Below are 19,339 nucleotides of genomic sequence, written 5' to 3'. Positions count from 1 at the left end.
ATATCTATAGGAGATACTATGTATCAAATTAATCAGCTGTCCTTCTCCTACGAGAAGAAAGAAGTGTTAAAGAATATTTCTGTAACATTTCCTAATAATAAAATTACAGCCATCATTGGGCCAAATGGATGTGGTAAGTCTACATTACTGAGCCATCTTTATCGACTACTACCATCAAAAGATAAAATTACATTAAATCAAAAGCCATTAGAGTCTTATAAAGGTCGTGAGTTTGCTCAATTAGTAGCAGTTTTAACACAGTCTAGGGACTCTATGATCGATGATTTTCTCGTAAAAGACATCGTCCTCATGGGACGTTATCCATATAAGCAACACTTCGGCACCTATAGCGCAGAAGATGTAAAAATTGCAGAGCACTATATGAACGAAGTAGGCATTACACATTTAGCTGACGAAGAAATTCATCACCTCTCAGGTGGCGAGAAGCAACGCGTTTTTATTGCGAAAGCTTTAACGCAAAAACCTCAAATACTGCTTTTAGATGAACCTACTAACCATCTAGATATGAAGTATAAGGTAGCACTTATGAAACAATTGCGAGCTTTCAAAGGTACAACCATCGTAGTTCTACACGATTTAAATCTAGCTGCTCAATATTGTGATCATATCGTGATTATGAATAAAGGAACAATCCTCAAGGAAGGTTCCCCAACTGAGGTACTAACACCCGAAATTCTTGAACCCATATTTGAAGTTCCGTTCAAAACCTCTTGGGATGAAGGGCGCTATCACTTATATTATTAATTAAAAGAAAGGAATTGCTATGTTTCAAAAATTAAGAAAGTCAAAAAAATTAGTATTAATTGCTATGGCATGTGCCACATTTGCTATCGCTGGTTGTGGTTCTGATACAACTAAAAGCACAGCTGACAATGGCAAATCTGTAACGTGGAGTGAAACATTTGACGGTACAAAAACTGACTTTGCTGTAAAATCTTCCCCTACTCACGCAGTATCCATGTCTCAAGCAACAACAGAAATGATGCTTCAATTAGGTCTTGAAGACAAGATGGCTGGTACCGCTTTTAAAGAAGAGGAAATCTATCCACCTCTACAAGCCGCTTATGACAAGGTAAAAGTATTATCCGATAAATGGCCGTCCTACGAAGTATTTATGTCTGTAAAACCTGACTTTGCTACAGGCTGGCCTGACTCCTTCAGCAAACGCGCCATCCCTGCAGACAAAATGATCGCTCAAAAAGTTAATATTTGGATTCCTGAATCTATGTTGTCTACTAAAGCAGATTTAGAAACTAACTTTAGCGACATGATTAAATTAGGTGAGATCTTCGGTGTAAAATCAAAAGCTGAAGAATGGGTTGCAGGTCAACGTAAAACGTTAGAAGCTATCCAAGCTAAACTTAAAGACTTACCTCGTAAACGGGTCTTCATTTATGACTCTGAAGATGGCCAACCATTCACAGCCTTCGAAGGTTATACTACTAACATCTTAAAACTCATTGGCGCTGACAATGTAATGAGCGGTTTAGGTGTAGATAAAACATGGGCTAAAGGATCTTGGGAAACAGTAATCGCTCAAAATCCTGATTATATCATCATCGCTGACTATGGCAACTCTATCCGTAACGATGACGATTTCCAACAAAAAGTCGAAAAAATCAAAGCTAATCCTCAACTTCAAGACATTACAGCAGTTAAAGAAGGTCACTTTATCCGTGTAAAACTATCTGAAATCACGCCTGGTGTACGTACAGTTGATGCTCTAAAACGTTTAGCTGAAGAAATTCACGGTGTGAAAATCGACTAATAAACCATAATAATTCAGGAATTCGCTACGTAATATAAGGATTCCTAAAATTATAGCAATATAACAAACGAAGAAGGTCCCAATTCAAATGAATTGGGACCTTTTTCGTACTGCTTGTATTGCACACAGCATATTGTAGAGAGTAGAGATGTGTTGTAGTTGAAAGATTTTAAAATGGATTATTGTAAAATAGATGTAAAGTTTATTAAGTTGTATATGCTGTGACAATGCCTTTTTTATCCATTTCGATTATATTGTTGCTTATATCTTTTATCATTATTTGCCTTAATGGCCATAATTAATGGTTTGAGTGAAAGAAACTCTTCATCACTGAGTCGAATGGTTCTACCAATACGTTTAATCGGATTACGTGGGCGCCCGGCACCGCGTCTAGTTCCACCCCATGCCATATACATACCTCACTTTTCACTTGAAAAACTCCTTCTACCGATAGTATAACCGCTCATACATAAGTATGCAACATCCATTCATTATAAACAATCTCATAATAGTCTTTAAACGTGCAATAAACTGCATTTATTAATAAAATGCATAATCAAGAAAACCACATATTTATAAGCATTTTCCTATTCTCAACTTGAATTGCAACATCAACGTTGCCAAATATAGATAAAACGCTTTTATAGAATATAGTATTTAGAAGCTAATGTATACCTATATTCTCTGATTACATACTAGATACAACTAGTCAAATTAAAGTGTTAAAATCTAATCAACAAATGGGATAACTTAATCAATCTAATACTTTAACTACAGAAAAAAAGACTGCTTTCGCAGTCTTTTTATTTATATATATGATTGTATTAACCAAATAATAAGTGACCTACTTCATACGCAATAGCTGCTACAATACCAGATAATGGAATTGTTACAAACCACGCCAATACCATAGATCTTGCTACGCCCCAGTTAACAGCTTTCAAACGTTTAGAGGACCCAACGCCTAGCAAGGAACCACTTACAACGTGTGTAGTACTTACAGGTAAATGTAAGAATGTAGCTGTAAAAATAGTGATGGCAGAGTTTAAGTCAGCAGCGAAACCATTGATAGTTTCCAATTTGAAAATCTTAGTCCCCATAGTAGAGATGATTTTCCAACCGCCTACCGCTGTACCCATGGCCATAGCCGTAGCACAACAAAGTTTAACCCATACTGGTACATCTAATGTATCGATAAAGCCACCGCTAAGTAATGTTAAGGTAATAATCCCCATCGCCTTTTGCGCATCATTAGAACCATGAGAAAAGGCCATCATGATAGCAGATACAATTTGCATGGATCTAAATCGATCATTCAATACGATTGGAGAAAATCTACCAAAGATAAGCAACAATACTTTCATCACAATATAGCCACCAATCATGGCCACAATTGGAGATAAAATGAGGGATAAGAAGATTTTTAAGATGCCAGCCTCATTTAAAGCATCGAACCCTACAGACCAACCTACGGCACCGATGATACCACCGATTAGCGCATGAGATGAGGAGCTTGGAATCCCCCAGTACCATGTAAGTAAATTCCATGTGATGGCACCAATAAGAGCAGCGGAAATAATGCCACTATTGATAAGAGATGCAGACATAACGATGTCACCACCGATAGTCTTCGCAACACCAGTACTAACCATGGCCCCCAAGAAGTTGAGCGCTGCAGTCATCATAATTGCCTTTTTAGGTTCAATAGCACGGGTGGAAACAGATGTAGCAATGGCGTTCGCTGTATCGTGGAAGCCATTGATATAGTCGAAGGCTAATGCTAGAAATACTACTAGCCATACTAAATATTGAGCATCAAGCATACTTCAATACTACCCGGCGGAATGTACCAACCAAATCTTCGCAACCATCGATTACATCCTCCATGGCACTAAGGATTTCCTTCCATTTGATAATTTCAATAGGATCTGTACACTCAGTGAAGAGCTTAGCCATTTCTTCATGGTAAATATTATCCGCTTCGGACTCAAGTTTCAAAACTTGGTGCACACGGCCTTCTACCTTTACATGGTCCTTTTTAAGACTGCCCATGTAACCAATAGATTTGTTAATATGCTTAACGCATTTCACAACAATTTCACTCATACGGATAGCACCATCACTTGGATTACCAACGTGGTACATAACCATTTTATCCATGATTTCTTTAATATTATCCAAAGTAGTATCTAATTGATCGATTAAAAGCTGAATATCTTCACGATCCATTGGTGTGATGAATGTTTTACGCAAACGTTCTACAGTTTCGGTTACTAATTCATCGGCAGCTTTTTCCTTTATATCAATTTCAAGAAATGCCTCTTCTTTAGAAGTCTCGCCTTTAAACACACGTTCCATCATCTCTGCACTTTCATATGTAAGAGCAGCATGATTTTCTAAAATACTGAAAAATTTTTCTTCTTTTCCTTTTAATTTAAAAGCCATGAAGATCCTCCTGAAACAGTATTGATTGCTTCCATAAATATAATTTAATTATAGCACACTAACAATAATTCCTAAACAATTTACCATGCTCTATATTTTAACCCCTATGCGTATATGGCATATATAGTATCTCATTCCGTGAAAACAGCTGTAATTGTATTTACGTATCATAGGTGTACTCTCTAAACATTCTAGATTACAATAACTCGTATGGTGAATAGTTCTATGATTCTTCATAACATCCAATACAAGTCTAAAGACAATAAAAAAGCAGATAGCTGATTAATTATCAACTATCTGCCTTTTAACTTAAGCCACATACGAGCTTTTATAGTATATAGCAACTAATTATAACAGTTAACAGCTAGAAATACGGTTAATTATTACTGTTACTATTTTTTACCTATTAGTTATTAGCTTCCGCTGCTGCTTTAGCCGCCTCTGCTGCCTTTTTCAAATTAGGCACAGATGTTGGGCATGTAGCAGGTGTACAAGCACCATTAGGACCCAAGTCTTCAGAGCGATTTACAAATGTCGTATGTAACATGTGATGTGCTTTATGGCTCATAGGTTTGCCATCGAAAAACTCAGCATATAATTTTTGGATATCTGGATTATCACAAGCTGCTTTCACTTGTACCTCTGCATCGCGAGTATACAAGGACGCAATACGAGCTTCACGAGCTTTATCAGCCATTGGTAATTTAACGCGTGGTTGACCACCACCACCAATACAGCCACCACGGCAAGCCATTACTTCAATGAAGTCATAATGGATGTTTTCTGCACGCATGCGTTCGATAAACTTACGCAAGTTGCCTGTACCATGTACTGCTGCTACGTGCAATGTTTTATCTCCAATTACTACATCAGCTTCACGAGCACCATCCATACCGCGAATTGCTTCAAATGGGATCAATGTTTGAGGTGCATCTTCACCAGTTGCTAATTTGTAAGCCGCACGCATAGCCGCTTCCATAACACCACCAGTATTACCGAAGATGATACCGCCACCAGAAGCTTCACCCATCAATGGATCAAATGTAGAGTCTTCTAATTCATCAAAGTTGATTTCTTCTGCACGTAACCATTTTGCAAGTTCACGTGTAGTAATACAGTAGTCTGTATCGCGCATTTCTGGTACATCCCAGTATTCAGCAGAGGAATTCATTTCGTCACGACGGATTTCGAATTTCTTAGCTGTACAAGGTGTTACTGCAACAGCAACGATTTGTTTTGCATCAAGGCCCATTTTTTCAGCAAAATATGTTTTTTGTGTAGGCGCTTGCATTGCAATTGGACTCTTAGCTGTAGACAAGTTTGGCAAGAATTCTGGACAGAATGTTTCAGCAAACTTAACCCAAGCAGGACAGCAAGATGTGAATTGAGGCAATACCGCATCACTATTGATAACGCGTTCCAACAATTCAGATGCTTCCTCCATGATAGTCATGTCAGCACCAAAGTTTGTATCTAAAATATAGTCGCCACCCAATTTACGAAGAGCAGCTACCATTTTACCTTCTACGAATGTACCCGCATCAAGACCGAACTCTTCACCTAAGCCAACACGTACAGCAGGTGCAGTTTGGAAAACGACGATTTTATTAGGGTCAGCAATCGCTGCTTTTACTTCATCAATTTCAGAGCGTTCATTAATGGAATCAAATGGACAAATAGATGCACATTGACCGCAATGAATACAAATTGGATGATCCCCATTAGTTGTTAAGTCATAATAATCAAATACGCCCATGTCTACAGCACACGCTTTACGACATAAGGAGCAGTTTTTACATTTGGACAAATCTTGAACTAATGCAATATTGCCGTCTTCAATAGGTACACGACGGTCTAAAAATTGGTACTTACTCATGAGTTCCTCCTACTTAGGTAACGTTGTTATCGTTAATCGATGAAATTATACTATACATTGTGATTTTTATCAATAAATTCACATGTAATTCCTTTGCATAACAGATATTAAAAAATCGCATGATACAAGGAATTATAGGCGTTCTTCTAATTCCATCCACCGTTCTGTGAGCGCATCTATTTGGGATTGAGTCTCTTCTCGCTCAGCCATCAAGGATTGCATCTTTTCATAATCAGTAGCAACTTGACTAATCATGACATCGAGCCCCTTTACTAAATGCTCTAATTTAGGTAATTCATCCATGATGTTAGCATACTCTGCTTCTTCCGCTTTATTGAGTCCCTTCTTTGGTGTTTCTTTGAAAGTACCTTCCCCAAATGTAGCCATATTACTATCACTACCATCTACCGAAGTACTTAATGATGAACCATCACACCCAGTACTAGTTACAGATTTGTTAGTTTTACCAGTTTTAGAAGCAATAGATGTATCAGTATTAGCCATGTAGAATGGGCGCTTTCCACCACTACTTTCATCTAAAGAATCCTTGTAATCGGAATAGGAACCGTGAACAATTTCAATTTGACCATCACCACTAAAAACAAAGAGTTTGTCCACAACACGGTCTAAGAAGTAACGATCATGGCATACTGTGATAATGACCCCACTAAAGGAATCAAGGAAGTCCTCTAGCACCTCTAATGTAGGAATATCAAGATCATTGGTCGGTTCATCTAGTAATAAAACATTAGGAGCGCTCATAAGCAATTTCAATAGATATAAGCGACGTCGTTCACCGCCTGAAAGCTTACGAATCGGCACACCATGTAGCTCAGGTGTAAAAAGGAATCGTTCAAGAATCTGACCAGCACTCAACGTAGAACCATCGCCCAGAACCATGTAGGAATGATCTTCGCGAATATAATCGAGAACACGCATATCTTCATCAAACTCTGGTAGTTCTTGTTTGAAATGGGCAATGCGAACGGTCTCTCCCTTACCAATAGTACCGTTTGTAGGTTCATAGGTTCCATCAAGAATATTCATAAAGGTAGACTTGCCAACACCATTAGGGCCTACGATACCAATACGATCATGACGCACTACATGGTAGGTAAAGTCCTTAATCATAGGGCGCTCATCAAAGTAGAACTCTAAATGTTCAATATCAAAAATGGTTTTCCCTAAACGCGTTTTTAAAGCAATGGGATCCATTTGATCGGGACGTCTAGTTTTCTCCATATTCTTAAGTTTTTCATAGCGGTCTAAACGAGCCTTTTGTTTCGTCGTTCTCGCCAAAGCCCCACGACGTACCCATTCGATTTCTCGTTTCAAGAACTGACGGCGTTTCTCTTCTGTAGCGGCCTCGCGAGCCTCTCGATCAGCCTTCAAGGCAATAAATTCTTCGTAATTACCGTCATATTGATACATACGACGATTAGAAAGCTCTAAAATTCCATTACATACAGAGTCAAGGAAATATCTATCATGAGTACTGATTAATAGGCCCCCTTGGCGAGCACTTAAGTAGGACTCAAGCCAGTCGATGCTATCTTCATCTAAATGGTTTGTCGGTTCGTCTAACAATAATAGGTCACAAGGATATAATAATGCCTGTCCTAATGCGAGACGACGCTTTTGACCACCAGATAACATAGCCACTTTTTGATCCATCTCAGGAAAACCTAATTTGGTTAAAATAATACGAGCCTCTTGCTCTACTTGCCAACCATCTTGTTGATCCATTTGTTCTAACGCATTCATATAGTTACGCGATATTTTACTATCCTCGCTACCAGACTCTTGCATTTCACGATATTCACGACTAATGCGTTCAAAGGATTGAACCATCCGCAAGCGAGGATGGTCTCCATCAAGAACAGCTTCTAGCAACGTTGATTCTGGATCAAACTCTGGGGTCTGAGCCAAATAATGAATACTCGCCTTACCATTCCGCTCAATAGTGCCCTTATCAGGTTCCATTTGGGCTGCCAAAATTTTTAGGAATGTAGACTTACCCGTCCCATTAATCCCTACAAGACCTAACCGTTTGTCTGTGGTGAAAGTAATATTCACATCTTTAAACAGCAGTCGTGTACCATATGATTTTTCTATATTTTGTAAACTAATAACGTTCATCGTATGCTCCTATTATGTCATTCTGTTATTTATTATACTACACATTACCATTGACAGTAACAGGCGCCGTCAGTAGAATAAACGTAACGTATATATTCATGAGGAGGTCCACATGGCAGCAGATATCGTTTTAGACTTTTACGAAACTATCAACTTTGAACTTATCGATATCGATGGGTATGACACATTATTTACAGAGCTCTTGGAAGATGGCACCTATGCAACTGTGTCCGATGATGACGGTCATTTGCCAGAGGATTTAGAGACGTTAATCGTATTCAATGTGTACGACGATAACGACGCCTTCCAATGGAGTGTGACCCTAGATGATTCCTACCAACTAAAAGACTTGTTGGACAGTGCTGAAAGCACAGATACATTCTTAGAAACACTTCAAAAAATTCGACAAGAACATATTGAACAATACCAATAACACAAAAGCGATGACCTAAAAGTCATCGCTTTTTATTTCATATAAAGCTACTAATATCTATATATTACTAATCTAGAAATACGCGCATTACCAATAGCTAATTATATTCGTACTAGCCACTACAAGAGATTAGTTAATAGACTCTTCCGCTTTTACTAGTTCAACAGGTTCGCCCGTATTAGTAGCATCTAGAATTTCAATTAAGTTATTTACGATATTCGCTGCACCATCAACATGCCATTCACGAGCGCGCTCAGACATCTGTTGAAGTCGTGGTGAGTTGATAAGAAGGGCTGTCACAACATCTTCTAAGTTATGAATATCACGAGCCCAACGAGCACAACCTCGTTGTTCTAATAGCTCTGCATTAGCCTCTTCTTGCCCTGGAATAGCATTAAAGAACACCATAGGTAAACCAATTGTAACAGCCTCCATACAGGTTAATGCACCAGGCTTTGTTACCAGCAAGGAAGAGGATTTCATAAGCTCTGAAATATTCGTAGTATATCCATACACAATAGTCTTAGTACGCATAGATTCACTAAGGGTAACTAAGGATTCATACAGAGACGTATTTTGACCGGCTACAACGGTAATTTCACCAATGCCATTAACTTCATCTAAGTGTTTTAATGCCGTTTCTAGAGAACCCAATCCAAGGCCCCCACCCATAACGAGCACTTTTATGGGTTCCTCTAAGCTATATTCTTCAATAGCATCACGGAAGAAGGCACGACGCACTGGAATCCCTGATACATGGATACGTGAGGCATCGATACCAGACGATACCATTTCATCTACCATCGATTCAGTAGCTACATAGTATGTATCAATTTGTGGATATAGCCAAAATTGATGACTACTAAAGTCCGTCATGATAGCCACTAAAGGTACATCGATATGCCCTTGACGTTTTAAGATAGACGCTGCACCACATGGGAATGGATGAGTAAATACCATTACATCTGGTTCTTCTTGTTGCACCAACTTAAGCATGCGGCTTTTCAATAGGTATGATAATGCAGTTTGCAAAATCGTACCTCGTTTTTCCCCTTTTGATACGCGATAAATCATATCATATAGCATAGGAAATACGTCAATCATCTTGATATATGTGCCCTTGATCAAATGCTCTACAGACATGGTTTCTGTATCAAGAAAATCTACATGCGTTATGGAAGCTTGTGGCTCTTTCTCTTTCCAATATTCTTCTATAGCTCTGGCGGCCTGCATATGTCCTGTCCCAATAGAAGCGGACACAATGAGAACCTTCCGTGATCTTTCGTTATTCATAGTACACCCTTTCTCTGTGCATTATACCATAAATAGACGAAAAAAAGAGACCTCGAAAGGTCTCTTTCCAATCCATTAAAGATTATTTTTTGCGTTTTTTAGCTTTTGCAGCGTTAACTTGTTCTTTCAAACCTTTACCAGCTTTGAATGCAGGGGATTTGGAAGCTGCGATTGTGATAGTTTTACCGTTTTGTGGGTTACGGCCTTCACGAGCTGCGCGTTCACGAACTTCGAATGTACCGAAGCCGATAACTTGTACTTTACCGCCAGCAGCTAATTCTTCAGCAACTGTGTCAAATACAGCTTTTACCGCTTTTTCAGCGTCTTTTTTAGTTAATTCAGTTTTTTGTGCAACACTTGCGATTAATTCTGTTTTGTTCATGACAGAACCTCCTTAAAAATACTATACCTAAGAAGCATGCAAACCTCTAGGCTACTTTTCCTGCACTTTAGCCTCCTCCCAAAAAGCATCCAGCTCAGCTAATGAAAAGTCTTCCCATGAGCGATCGCTTTGGTTAACACAAGCTTCTACATGTAAAAAACGCTGTCGGAACTTTGTGTTTGTGCGATTTAGTGCATTTTCACCGCTTATTTTATACCATCTTAATAGATTAATCAAGGAAAAAAGCACATCTCCCGCTTCTTTTTCCATATTTTCTCTATCTTCTTGGACAATAGCCTCCTTAAATTCATCCATTTCTTCCGAAACTTTCGCCCAAACCGGATCGAGCTCATCCCAGTCAAAACCTAGCTTTGCAGCCTTTTCTTGCAACTTATAAGCGGCCACTAAAGCAGGTAAACTTTTAGATACACCATCTAATACAGATTTTTGTATATTTTTCTTTTCTTGTGCCTTTAATTCATCCCAACTGTATGATTTTTCATTATTTTCAGGGTCAAAAACATGGGGATGACGGCGAATCATCTTCTGAGTCACATCATTAATTACATCTTCTAATGTAAACTGACCAGCTTCTTCAGCCAATTGACTGTGAAAGACAACTTGTAATAATACATCACCTAGTTCTTCACGAAGATTATCCATATCTTTATTATCGATAGCATCTACTACTTCATAAGTTTCTTCAATGAAATATCGACGCAATGATTCATGAGTCTGTTTTTGATCCCAAGGGCAACCATTAAGAGCTCGCAAGGCTTTTACTACATCTACTAATGGTTGTACCGATACAAGCTTATCAGTATTGTTCTTCATATAGTTTAGCCTCCTCCTTATCTCGGCGAGCTTGTAAGCGCTTGCCTATAACAGGGAAATGATACATGTCAGCTTTTACAACGGCCTTTGTTAACCATAAGGATAAACCATATACAAATACAGCCACAATAATAGCCGCTGCCACTGCACCACCATTGCCGAATAACTCTACGGTAGTCACATACACTACCTGCGTAGCACCGCCCATAGCCATGGCAGACACTACAATTTTTAATAGCTCTAATTTATCAAGTACAGATCCTACATATTTTTTAACAAATATATAGTTTATGAGTGCCGCAATGGCAAAATTCAAATTCGTTGCCCATGCAGCACCATTAATGCCTAACTCAATAGTACCGGTCAATTCATAGTCTAAGAAGGTCTTAGCTAACAAACCAATAAAAATGGCTATCATAGGAATAACAGTTCTGCCTAGCCCTTGCAAGATGCCTGCTGTAATCTGTTGCCAACCCAAGAATATAATGCTCAAGCTAATAACAGCAATAACAGGACCTGCATGAGGCGTTGCATATATCAGTTTAGATATAGGTGTCGCCAATACACAGAGGCCGATACAGGCTGGAATAGTAAAGATATTTGCAATTTTAATGGCTGTCCCAGCGCGCTGTACAATACGATGTACATCACCTTGGGCATGCGCTTCCGATACAGCTGGTACAAGACTAGCTGCTAGAGATGTAGTCAAAATAATGGGCAACCCAATCAACGATGTAGCCATCCCTGTAAGATAACCAAATTGTGTGGTCGCTTCATTGAGATAATACCCAATATCCATCAAACGCTTTGGCACGATGAATGTATCGATAAGGGATACCATAGGCAGCATAATATTGGCCATCGAAACAGGTATGGCCAAACTAAATAGTCGTTTCACTACAGAACTATTACTTTCACCAACAGCATTCGGATTCTGCTGTGCCAACATTTGTGCCCGTACACGACGTTGACGATAGTAAAAGTAAATTAATACGAGTAATCCCGCTAATACGCCAGGGAATGTAGCAAAGGTTGCACCACCAGCCGCTAAGTGTAACCCTCTATCAATGAAGTAATAGGCTAAGCCCACCATAGAGGATACGCGGAAGATTTGTTCAAAGACTTGGCTAGTCCCGGTAGGAACCATGTATTGGAAGCCTTGGAAGTAACCTCTAAAACAACTCAAAATCGTAACGATAAAGATCGCTGGAGATAATAGCTGAATGGCAAGCAATGCACGAGGATCTGTAATAATATGAGAATCTATGAGCCACTGTGCACTGCCATATAAAGCAACACTAAATACAAGGCCTAACAGTGTTAACACCTTTAAAGATACGGAAAATACTTGTTGTACGCCACGCATATCATCATTAGCTAGCTTTTCTGCAATCATAATAGATATGGCTACAGGAATGCCTGCAGCGGAAATACTAACGATAATTTGATAAATTGGATAGGCCATCATATATAGGCCAATCCCTTCACCACCGAGAACACGGGCAATAAGGACTTTACTGAAAGCACCGATAACCTTAACGATAATTCCAGCCAAGGTTAAAATCATAGCGCCCTTTAAAAATCGATTCATAGGCCCTCCTTAGACGATGATTTCTGACTAAGGGCCTTCATCACCGCTTCCGTAATGGTCAAAATAGAACCTTTCATGCCGTTAAGGCTCACATACAATATGGCTGGCTTGGAGTCTGCAAATTTCATCTTTTTCCATAGATCTTCTCGTACAGCCCCCATATCCCAGTCGGCCATTTTGGAATCATCATGCCAATGGATAGTAAGCTGTTGATCTCTACGAACGATACTTTTAATACCCAGTAAACGTGCTTGCTCTTTAATTTGGGCAATGCGCAATAGTCGGTCCACCGGATCTGTTGGCGTGCCGAACCGGTCGATGAGTTCGTCTGTCATATCATCAAGCTGTTCTTTTGATTTAATATGTAACAATCGTTGGTATACAGAAATTTTGCGGGCACTATCTTTGATATACGCATCGTCGATAAAGGCATCTACCTCTAAGTCGATGGCTGGATCAATGGAGACCTCGCGCTCTACCTCTTTATTTTGAGCCTTCGCAATGGCTTCTTCTAACATACTTACGTACATACCAAAGCCGACAGAGGCGATGTTGCCATGTTGCTGTGAACCTAAGAGATTACCAGCACCACGGATTTCTAAATCTCGCATCGCCAATTTAAAACCAGCACCGAGCTCAGTGAACTCTTCAATAGCTTTCAAGCGCTTTTCTGCAGCCTCTGAAAGCATTTTATCAGGTCGATACATAAAGTATGCATAGGCCCTTCTACGAGAACGCCCTACGCGTCCACGCATTTGATATAGCTGAGATAAACCTAATCGGTCCGCATCATAAATGATGATAGTATTGGCATTAGGAATATCTAAGCCGGTTTCAATGATACTTGTAGACAATAATACGTCATAATGGCCTTCATAGAAATCCGTCATAATTTCTTCAATTTGACGGCCCGTCATCTGACCATGAGCAATAGCATAGCGTAAACCAGGTAATGCTGCTTCTAATAACTCACCCATATGATTAATTGATGCAACGCGGTTATATACGAAGTAAACTTGTCCGCCCCGTGCCAATTCTCGCTTGATGGCATCAGCAACGATGTTCATATCATATTCCACCACATAGGTCTGAACTGGTAATCGTTCCTCTGGTGGCGTGTTGATAACAGACATCTCCCGAACACCTACAAGCGACATATGTAAGGTCCGAGGAATTGGGGTTGCACTCAAGGTGAGCACATCAATATTACTAGCCCACTCTTTCCATTTTTCCTTTTGAGCTACCCCGAAGCGTTGTTCTTCATCCACTACGAGCATGCCTAAGTCTTTAAAGACTACTTTTTTATTAAGTAGTGAATGGGTTCCGATGAGAACATCGATAGAGCCATCCTCTACACCTTTTAGAACTTGTTTCTTCTCAGATGTACTGCGGAAACGATTGAGCACATCTACTTTGACCCCAAATGGAGCAAAACGATTCCAGAAGGTCTGGAAATGTTGCTGCGCAAGAACTGTGGTCGGTACGAGCACCGCAACCTGTTTGCCACTCATAACGGCCTTAAAGATGGCACGCATAGCCACTTCGGTTTTACCAAAGCCTACATCACCTGCTAGCAAGCGGTCCATAGGAACAGGTTTTTCCATGGATGCCTTGATTTCTGCTGTAGCCTGTAATTGGTCTTCCGTTTCTTCATAAGGGAAGGCATCTTCAAACTCTTGCTGCCATGGTTGATCTGGCAAAAATGCAAATCCTTCTGTAATTTCTCGTTGTGCATAGATTTCAACGAGCTTATCTGCCAAATCATCGATGGATTTTTTGGCCTTTGTAACAACCTTAGCCCAGTCACGGCCTCCCATTTTATGGATGCGCGGCACATCACCTTCATTGCCAATGTATTTTTGTAACTGATCTAGATTGTTTGCTGGTAGGAATAACTTATCCGTTCCGGCATAGGCGATTTCAATATAGTCCCGATGAATGCCTTCTGTTTCTATCGTTTTAAGGCCAATATACTTACCAATACCATGCATGCTATGAACTACATAGTCACCTGGTGTTAAGTCCGTAAAGTAATTGATTTCTTGGCCCTTTTTAGGCTTGTTACGAAGCTTACGTTTTTGTTGTCCGTAAATATTGCCTTCTACAACAACTACGAGATGGCTATTAGGTAATTCAAAACCATCGGTCAATAAACCTTGCAAAATAACGACCGTATTAGGTTTTGCAATCCATTCCGTACTATGAACAAAGGCAATCCCTTCACCTTCAAGAGCTCGTTCAATACCTTCTCGTCGTTGTTGGTTATTTAATACCAATACAACTTGATGATTGAGGCGATGCCATTGTTTAATTTCATCTGTTAGGAGTGGAATTTGACGCTCAAAGCTCGTCATCGTCTTACCTTGAATACCGATTGGATTAAATCTAGGTAGACCGATAGAGCGTTGTTGCATAAATGTGAAAGCTACTTGATTTGTAGCCTCTACAGTACGTTGTAATTCACTCCAGTCGCAATGATTTTTACGATGTGTAGGATCTTCCTTGAGGAACTTCTTTAATGCTTCCTGGATACGACCGGGCTCATCATAAATGAGAGTCCCATCTTTCACATAGGATAATAAAGTGCAATCTGCATCACTTTTACCAAGGAAGAAAGGTGTCACCGTATACGAATCAATCTGTTCAATAGAACGTTGGTTCTCAACAGAGAAGAACCGCAATGTATCGATTTCATCGCCAAAGAACTCAATTCGTATTGGATGTTCACTATTAACAGGATAAATATCTAGAATATCTCCACGCACGGCAAAATGACCACGTTGTTCCACCTGGTCTACACGTTCATATCCAATTATGACAAGCTGTTCAAGAGCTGTATCGCGTTCAATCGTATCATTCAAAGAAAAATGTAACGACTGGCCTTTTAAATATTGTGGAGATACTACATATTGTGTAACCTCTTCTGCATTCGCTATAACTACGGCAGGTTCTTGCCATGCTAGCAATGCTAAAGCACGCATTTGAGCACCTTGATCTTCAAGGCTACGAGCAGTCGTTGTAAACTCCACATTGTCAGTTATAGGAAATGATAGGACTGGGATATTAGGCCAGAAAAAGGCTAAATCTCGTTCCCACATCTCTTTATGGTCCTTATCATGGACTACGATAACCACGGGCTTTGTAAGACCTGTAGCAAAAGCTTGGTTTAAGAGGAAACTCTTTTGAGATCCACTTAGACCATATATGACTGACTTTCCTTTCCGCTGAAATGCGTTTAGCCCATCCACAAAGGATGGGTTCTGTGAAAGCAGCTTAGTTAATGTATTATCCATACTGCACCATATAGTATTCATGATTATTTAAATAAATAGTTCTAACTCATTTATTATAACATTTTTAGGCAAAAAAAATAGCACCTCAAAAGGTGCAATAAAGTTGGTGCGGGAGAAGGGACTTGAACCCCCACGCCGTAAGGCGCCAGATCCTAAGTCTGGTGCGTCTGCCAATTCCGCCACTCCCGCGTCTCAACTGAAATAATAATATCATGTATATAATTCATCGTCAATCATTTTTTTAGATTTAACTAAAAATTCATGTTTCCTCTAAAATATCTACTATATAACTAATTAAATATCTACTATATAACTAATTCTATTATTTTTATTTTAAACTTACATATTGGTTATTATATAAATTGTAAAATGAAAAAGAGACTGACCCAGAATCCGAACTACTAGAATCCTGGGTCAGCCTCTTTTTTAGGATGATGATGAATAAATGCATGCCCTACATTTACCATAAAATATATTAACAGTCATAACACATGTCATGCTGGTAATACCAAGAAGGTATTATTCACCATGACCATGCCATCGACATTTAGGTCTTTCGAATACAATCTATATCATATACAATACAAATCATATAGAACTAAAAAATCCTTTTTACGGGTACGTAAAAAGGAGCTACTAACTTCTCCTCCCTATCTCTCGTAGGTCAAATGGTGAATGTTGAATAGGCAGTTCTCCTGACTCGGCGTCATCGCTTATCTAGCCTTCCCAGTTTCCCAGTGACTTAATTTAGACTCGCTCGACCATACAGTGGCGGGACCGTGCTGGCATTTAACCAGCTTCTCTATTATGCTTTTCAGCACCTATTCCCAAATATGATGTTTTCTATGAGTTAATATTAACACCACTACGGTATTAAGTCAAATTATTTTTGTAATTTTATCAATTCATCTTTTATTCATCTATTGCCATATATGATATTTTTAATTACAATATAAAGGTATCTAAAAATAGGAGGAATCTATGTATATCGGAGATTTCATTAAAGAATATCGGGAAGCCAATGGTGTATCCATTGAAGACTTTGCCACAAAAGCAGGCTTAACAGTTACAGAAATTGAAGCCTTAGAAAATAACTTACAAGAAGATGGTACTGTAATACCAGTTGCAATGCGACAAATCAAAGGTATAGCAGCAGCTATGAGTGTGCCAATGCCTGTAGTTATGGCTCAGATTCCTTCCGATCAAGAATTAGTTGTCCATGTAGTAGCTGAGTCTGATCAGCCACATGCAAAGTAATAAGGAGAATAAATGAAGCGTAGTTTATTAATTGCAGCAGCTTTCACAATCTTAGGCATATTGCCGTCTCAAGCAGTCAATATTGCTGACTTAGAGAATGCAAGAGGTTATGCCTACCTATATCGTATGAATGGTCAAAACTATTACGCAGAACAACGCGTTAAAGTTATCGCTGGTGAAGGTCATAAATTTGAAATTATCGGTCGCACCTATAGCCATCAAGGAGCTCAATATTATATGACAGAGTACATAAACCATTATTACTTTGATCAAGATGCCGATACAATTCAATGGGTCCAAGAACAACGTAATATTATCGATGCCCGTACAGGTAGAGTATTACGTGAGGAAAAACGACCTAAAGCTAAATTGATTACTTTAAAACCAGATACTTATGGTTATATGCAAGCTATCTATTGGCGTGACCTTGCTGTTGCCGCTGGTCAGCTAAAATAATCTAAGTATTATCTAATTGCCAAATTTTAAAAGCTCGCCATATAAAGTATACATATAATAAAGGACTCTACTGATCAGAATGTAGAGTCCTTTTGATTATACTATTACTATAAGTAGATAAAATAAAAAAGCACCACATTACTGTGATGCTTTAATTTGGTGACCCAGAAGGGATTCGAACCCCTGGCCTTTTGATTCGTAGTCAAACGCTCTATCCAGCTGAGCTACTGAGTCATGTACTTGGTACTCACTTATATTAACACAACGCTTAAATCTATGCAAGCATTTTTTAATATTTTTTTGAGTAATTTTATGGACATGCGGTCCGAAGACCGCAATCCAAATTTGGCAGGGGCAGTAGGACTTGAACCCACAACCAACGGTTTTGGAGACCGCTACTCTACCAATTGAGCTATACCCCTATGTTCATCAAGCCGTGCTTGATACTTGATTAGTTTAACAAAAAATAGACCCTATGTCAAGAAACAAAGCGCTTTAAAATAATGAAATAATAGTGAATTTAAAAGGAAAAAGAGCCCTTTTTCAAGGGCTCTTATGTCTACCTAACTTTTACCTTTATATATACGGGAGATGGTATATATAATTAGAGAGTTTTGTATATGTATTGTTTTGTTTATACACAGGGAGAGTATTGTTGTGTATTTAAGTGTTGTTTTATGTGTTGTATTGTTTTGTGTTGTGTTGTTTGTATTATTTGTAAAAGGGACAGGTAAAAGTTATTTGCAGTAGACCTCCATTTCCTTAGTTGATCTCAATCAACTATTGCTAGTATATAGATTATATGTGAAAACATAGTGAAAGTTTTATGAGATATATATGAAACGAGTAAATTTTGGTACATATTTAAACATTACAAATATAGCTATAAAACTTGTATTTACCTACACTTTTAGGTTTATATATATTTTTTAGATAAAACTATGCATGAATAGAATATGTAGTAGATAGTCATTATTAGAATTTATAATTAAAGTAATATTAATTATATAAAAATGATTAATTAGAAAATTTGATTAAAGAATAGCTTATGTACGGTCTTAATCAATTAAGTATTATGTATAGATATAGCCATTAAAATAGTAATATTTGGGTTATACTGTTGTTTTTATATCGTTAAGAAGTCTATACCTATTGAATAATACAACTAACGTTTACGGATAAATATTTAAAGTTAAAAATGAAGGATAATTGTATATTATAGATAAGTATGTATTGAGATATAGTGATACTTTAGTATTAAGCGATATATAATACTTAGAACGTAACTCTCAATATTTACATAATTTAAAGTTACTCAACGATCTTTTTGGTTCGGTAACATTGGCACGTTGTGCCGCGTTACCGTATGAATATAGTTTTCCTCCTACCACTAGCCGCAGCTTCCTATCACACTCGCCCATGGCGAAATATAATACATTATGGCAATGTACAGACTTAACTATAGGGCTTCGTCGAAGGTGATGTGTGGGCCCCATGCGTCGCATAGATCTAATTACTTTTCGGTGGCCCTACTTGCTTCCTCACTGTGGA

15 protein-coding genes, 3 tRNA genes and 1 riboswitch are annotated in these 19,339 nt (G+C 38.6%); of the genes, 5 read left to right on the top strand and 13 right to left on the bottom strand.

Features of this window, described 5'->3' with window-relative positions:
* The first annotated feature begins 18 nt into the window (after positions 1-18).
* Together ACWTVK_RS00090 and ACWTVK_RS00085 are read left to right on the top strand one after the other, a co-directional pair.
* Entirely contained in the window at positions 19-765 is a 747-nt protein-coding gene (locus ACWTVK_RS00090) for an ABC transporter ATP-binding protein (RefSeq protein WP_105086465.1), read from the top strand.
* Positions 766-784: 19 nt separating this feature from the next.
* Entirely contained in the window at positions 785-1,789 is a 1,005-nt protein-coding gene (locus ACWTVK_RS00085) for an ABC transporter substrate-binding protein (protein ID WP_456045561.1), read from the top strand.
* Positions 1,790-2,025: 236 nt separating this feature from the next.
* Here ACWTVK_RS00085 and ACWTVK_RS00080 read toward each other — a convergent pair whose 3' ends face one another.
* The 5 genes from ACWTVK_RS00080 to ACWTVK_RS00060 all read right to left on the bottom strand — a co-directional run bounded on the left by ACWTVK_RS00080 (position 2,026) and on the right by ACWTVK_RS00060 (position 8,249).
* The gene (locus ACWTVK_RS00080; protein WP_167388607.1) at positions 2,026-2,199 is read right to left on the bottom strand and encodes a hypothetical protein; all 174 of its coding nucleotides are present in this window, start codon (positions 2,197-2,199) and stop codon (positions 2,026-2,028) included.
* A gap of 414 nt (positions 2,200-2,613) precedes the next feature.
* Positions 2,614-3,612: an inorganic phosphate transporter gene (locus ACWTVK_RS00075; RefSeq protein WP_105086467.1), complete on the bottom strand. Its 999-nt coding sequence runs from the start codon at positions 3,610-3,612 to the stop codon at positions 2,614-2,616.
* Positions 3,605-4,234, bottom strand: coding sequence for a DUF47 domain-containing protein (locus tag ACWTVK_RS00070; RefSeq protein ID WP_105086468.1), 630 nt, complete (start codon positions 4,232-4,234; stop codon positions 3,605-3,607). Before ACWTVK_RS00070 ends, ACWTVK_RS00075 begins: the two co-directional genes overlap by 8 nt.
* 406 nt (positions 4,235-4,640) lie before the next feature.
* Positions 4,641-6,110, bottom strand: a complete 1,470-nt coding sequence (locus tag ACWTVK_RS00065; protein WP_456045560.1) for a [FeFe] hydrogenase, group A — start codon at positions 6,108-6,110, stop codon at positions 4,641-4,643.
* A 132-nt stretch (positions 6,111-6,242) separates the two neighbouring features.
* Positions 6,243-8,249: an ABC-F family ATP-binding cassette domain-containing protein gene (locus ACWTVK_RS00060; protein WP_456045559.1), complete on the bottom strand. Its 2,007-nt coding sequence runs from the start codon at positions 8,247-8,249 to the stop codon at positions 6,243-6,245.
* A 112-nt stretch (positions 8,250-8,361) separates the two neighbouring features.
* Here ACWTVK_RS00060 and ACWTVK_RS00055 point away from each other — a divergent pair, with 112 nt between their 5' ends.
* A complete protein-coding gene (locus ACWTVK_RS00055; RefSeq protein WP_105086471.1) occupies positions 8,362-8,682 on the top strand; it encodes a hypothetical protein in 321 nt (106 codons plus the stop codon).
* Positions 8,683-8,811: 129 nt separating this feature from the next.
* Here ACWTVK_RS00055 and ACWTVK_RS00050 read toward each other — a convergent pair whose 3' ends face one another.
* The 6 genes from ACWTVK_RS00050 to ACWTVK_RS00025 form a co-directional block, all read right to left on the bottom strand.
* Positions 8,812-9,975 (bottom strand): MGDG synthase family glycosyltransferase, encoded by a 1,164-nt coding sequence (locus tag ACWTVK_RS00050; RefSeq protein WP_456045558.1) that lies wholly within the window; start codon positions 9,973-9,975, stop codon positions 8,812-8,814.
* Positions 9,976-10,057: 82 nt separating this feature from the next.
* Positions 10,058-10,357 carry an HU family DNA-binding protein gene (locus ACWTVK_RS00045; protein WP_005385694.1) on the bottom strand — a complete coding sequence of 100 codons (300 nt, stop codon included), beginning with the start codon at positions 10,355-10,357 and terminating at the stop codon, positions 10,058-10,060.
* Positions 10,358-10,408: 51 nt separating this feature from the next.
* Complete coding sequence (mazG, locus tag ACWTVK_RS00040) at positions 10,409-11,191, bottom strand: nucleoside triphosphate pyrophosphohydrolase (RefSeq protein ID WP_456045557.1); 783 nt, start codon at positions 11,189-11,191, stop codon at positions 10,409-10,411.
* Complete coding sequence (locus tag ACWTVK_RS00035; RefSeq protein ID WP_456045556.1) at positions 11,175-12,782, bottom strand: putative polysaccharide biosynthesis protein; 1,608 nt, start codon at positions 12,780-12,782, stop codon at positions 11,175-11,177. Before ACWTVK_RS00035 ends, mazG begins: the two co-directional genes overlap by 17 nt.
* Positions 12,779-16,075 carry a transcription-repair coupling factor gene (gene mfd, locus ACWTVK_RS00030; protein ID WP_456045555.1) on the bottom strand — a complete coding sequence of 1,099 codons (3,297 nt, stop codon included), beginning with the start codon at positions 16,073-16,075 and terminating at the stop codon, positions 12,779-12,781. The genes ACWTVK_RS00035 and mfd overlap by 4 nt, the downstream gene beginning before the upstream one ends.
* A gap of 104 nt (positions 16,076-16,179) precedes the next feature.
* Positions 16,180-16,264: transfer RNA gene (locus ACWTVK_RS00025), tRNA-Leu, on the bottom strand.
* Positions 16,265-16,743: 479 nt separating this feature from the next.
* Positions 16,744-16,915, bottom strand: a riboswitch (cobalamin riboswitch).
* Positions 16,916-17,056: 141 nt separating this feature from the next.
* Between ACWTVK_RS00025 and ACWTVK_RS00020 the strand changes: the two genes are divergently transcribed.
* Both ACWTVK_RS00020 and ACWTVK_RS00015 read left to right on the top strand, forming a co-directional pair.
* Positions 17,057-17,332, top strand: coding sequence for a helix-turn-helix domain-containing protein (locus ACWTVK_RS00020; RefSeq protein ID WP_060924083.1), 276 nt, complete (start codon positions 17,057-17,059; stop codon positions 17,330-17,332).
* Between the two features lie 12 nt (positions 17,333-17,344).
* The gene (locus ACWTVK_RS00015) at positions 17,345-17,788 is read left to right on the top strand and encodes a hypothetical protein (protein ID WP_303931842.1); all 444 of its coding nucleotides are present in this window, start codon (positions 17,345-17,347) and stop codon (positions 17,786-17,788) included.
* Between the two features lie 157 nt (positions 17,789-17,945).
* Here the strand turns inward: ACWTVK_RS00015 and ACWTVK_RS00010 are convergent.
* Both ACWTVK_RS00010 and ACWTVK_RS00005 read right to left on the bottom strand, forming a co-directional pair.
* Positions 17,946-18,022 (bottom strand) — tRNA-Arg (locus ACWTVK_RS00010).
* A 112-nt stretch (positions 18,023-18,134) separates the two neighbouring features.
* A tRNA-Trp gene (locus ACWTVK_RS00005) sits at positions 18,135-18,210 on the bottom strand.
* Positions 18,211-19,339 lie beyond the last annotated feature (1,129 nt).

The organism is Veillonella sp. Ser01, from assembly GCF_053850375.1.
Note: the sequence above shows the minus strand (reverse complement) of the source record. Positions and strands in the feature narration are given on the sequence as shown.

Bases quoted from the DNA above. Each gene is read 5' to 3' on its own strand.
- ACWTVK_RS00090 (WP_105086465.1), top strand. From the start codon at position 19: ATGTATCAAATTAATCAGCTGTCCTTCTCCTACGAGAAGAAAGAAGTG.
- ACWTVK_RS00085 (WP_456045561.1), top strand. From the start codon at position 785: ATGTTTCAAAAATTAAGAAAGTCAAAAAAATTAGTATTAATTGCTATG.
- ACWTVK_RS00080 (WP_167388607.1), bottom strand. From the start codon at position 2,199: ATGGCATGGGGTGGAACTAGACGCGGTGCCGGGCGCCCACGTAATCCG.
- ACWTVK_RS00075 (WP_105086467.1), bottom strand. From the start codon at position 3,612: ATGCTTGATGCTCAATATTTAGTATGGCTAGTAGTATTTCTAGCATTA.
- ACWTVK_RS00070 (WP_105086468.1), bottom strand. From the start codon at position 4,234: ATGGCTTTTAAATTAAAAGGAAAAGAAGAAAAATTTTTCAGTATTTTA.
- ACWTVK_RS00065 (WP_456045560.1), bottom strand. From the start codon at position 6,110: ATGAGTAAGTACCAATTTTTAGACCGTCGTGTACCTATTGAAGACGGC.
- ACWTVK_RS00060 (WP_456045559.1), bottom strand. From the start codon at position 8,249: ATGAACGTTATTAGTTTACAAAATATAGAAAAATCATATGGTACACGA.
- ACWTVK_RS00055 (WP_105086471.1), top strand. From the start codon at position 8,362: ATGGCAGCAGATATCGTTTTAGACTTTTACGAAACTATCAACTTTGAA.
- ACWTVK_RS00050 (WP_456045558.1), bottom strand. From the start codon at position 9,975: ATGAATAACGAAAGATCACGGAAGGTTCTCATTGTGTCCGCTTCTATT.
- ACWTVK_RS00045 (WP_005385694.1), bottom strand. From the start codon at position 10,357: ATGAACAAAACAGAATTAATCGCAAGTGTTGCACAAAAAACTGAATTA.
- mazG (WP_456045557.1), bottom strand. From the start codon at position 11,191: ATGAAGAACAATACTGATAAGCTTGTATCGGTACAACCATTAGTAGAT.
- ACWTVK_RS00035 (WP_456045556.1), bottom strand. From the start codon at position 12,782: ATGAATCGATTTTTAAAGGGCGCTATGATTTTAACCTTGGCTGGAATT.
- mfd (WP_456045555.1), bottom strand. From the start codon at position 16,075: ATGGATAATACATTAACTAAGCTGCTTTCACAGAACCCATCCTTTGTG.
- ACWTVK_RS00020 (WP_060924083.1), top strand. From the start codon at position 17,057: ATGTATATCGGAGATTTCATTAAAGAATATCGGGAAGCCAATGGTGTA.
- ACWTVK_RS00015 (WP_303931842.1), top strand. From the start codon at position 17,345: ATGAAGCGTAGTTTATTAATTGCAGCAGCTTTCACAATCTTAGGCATA.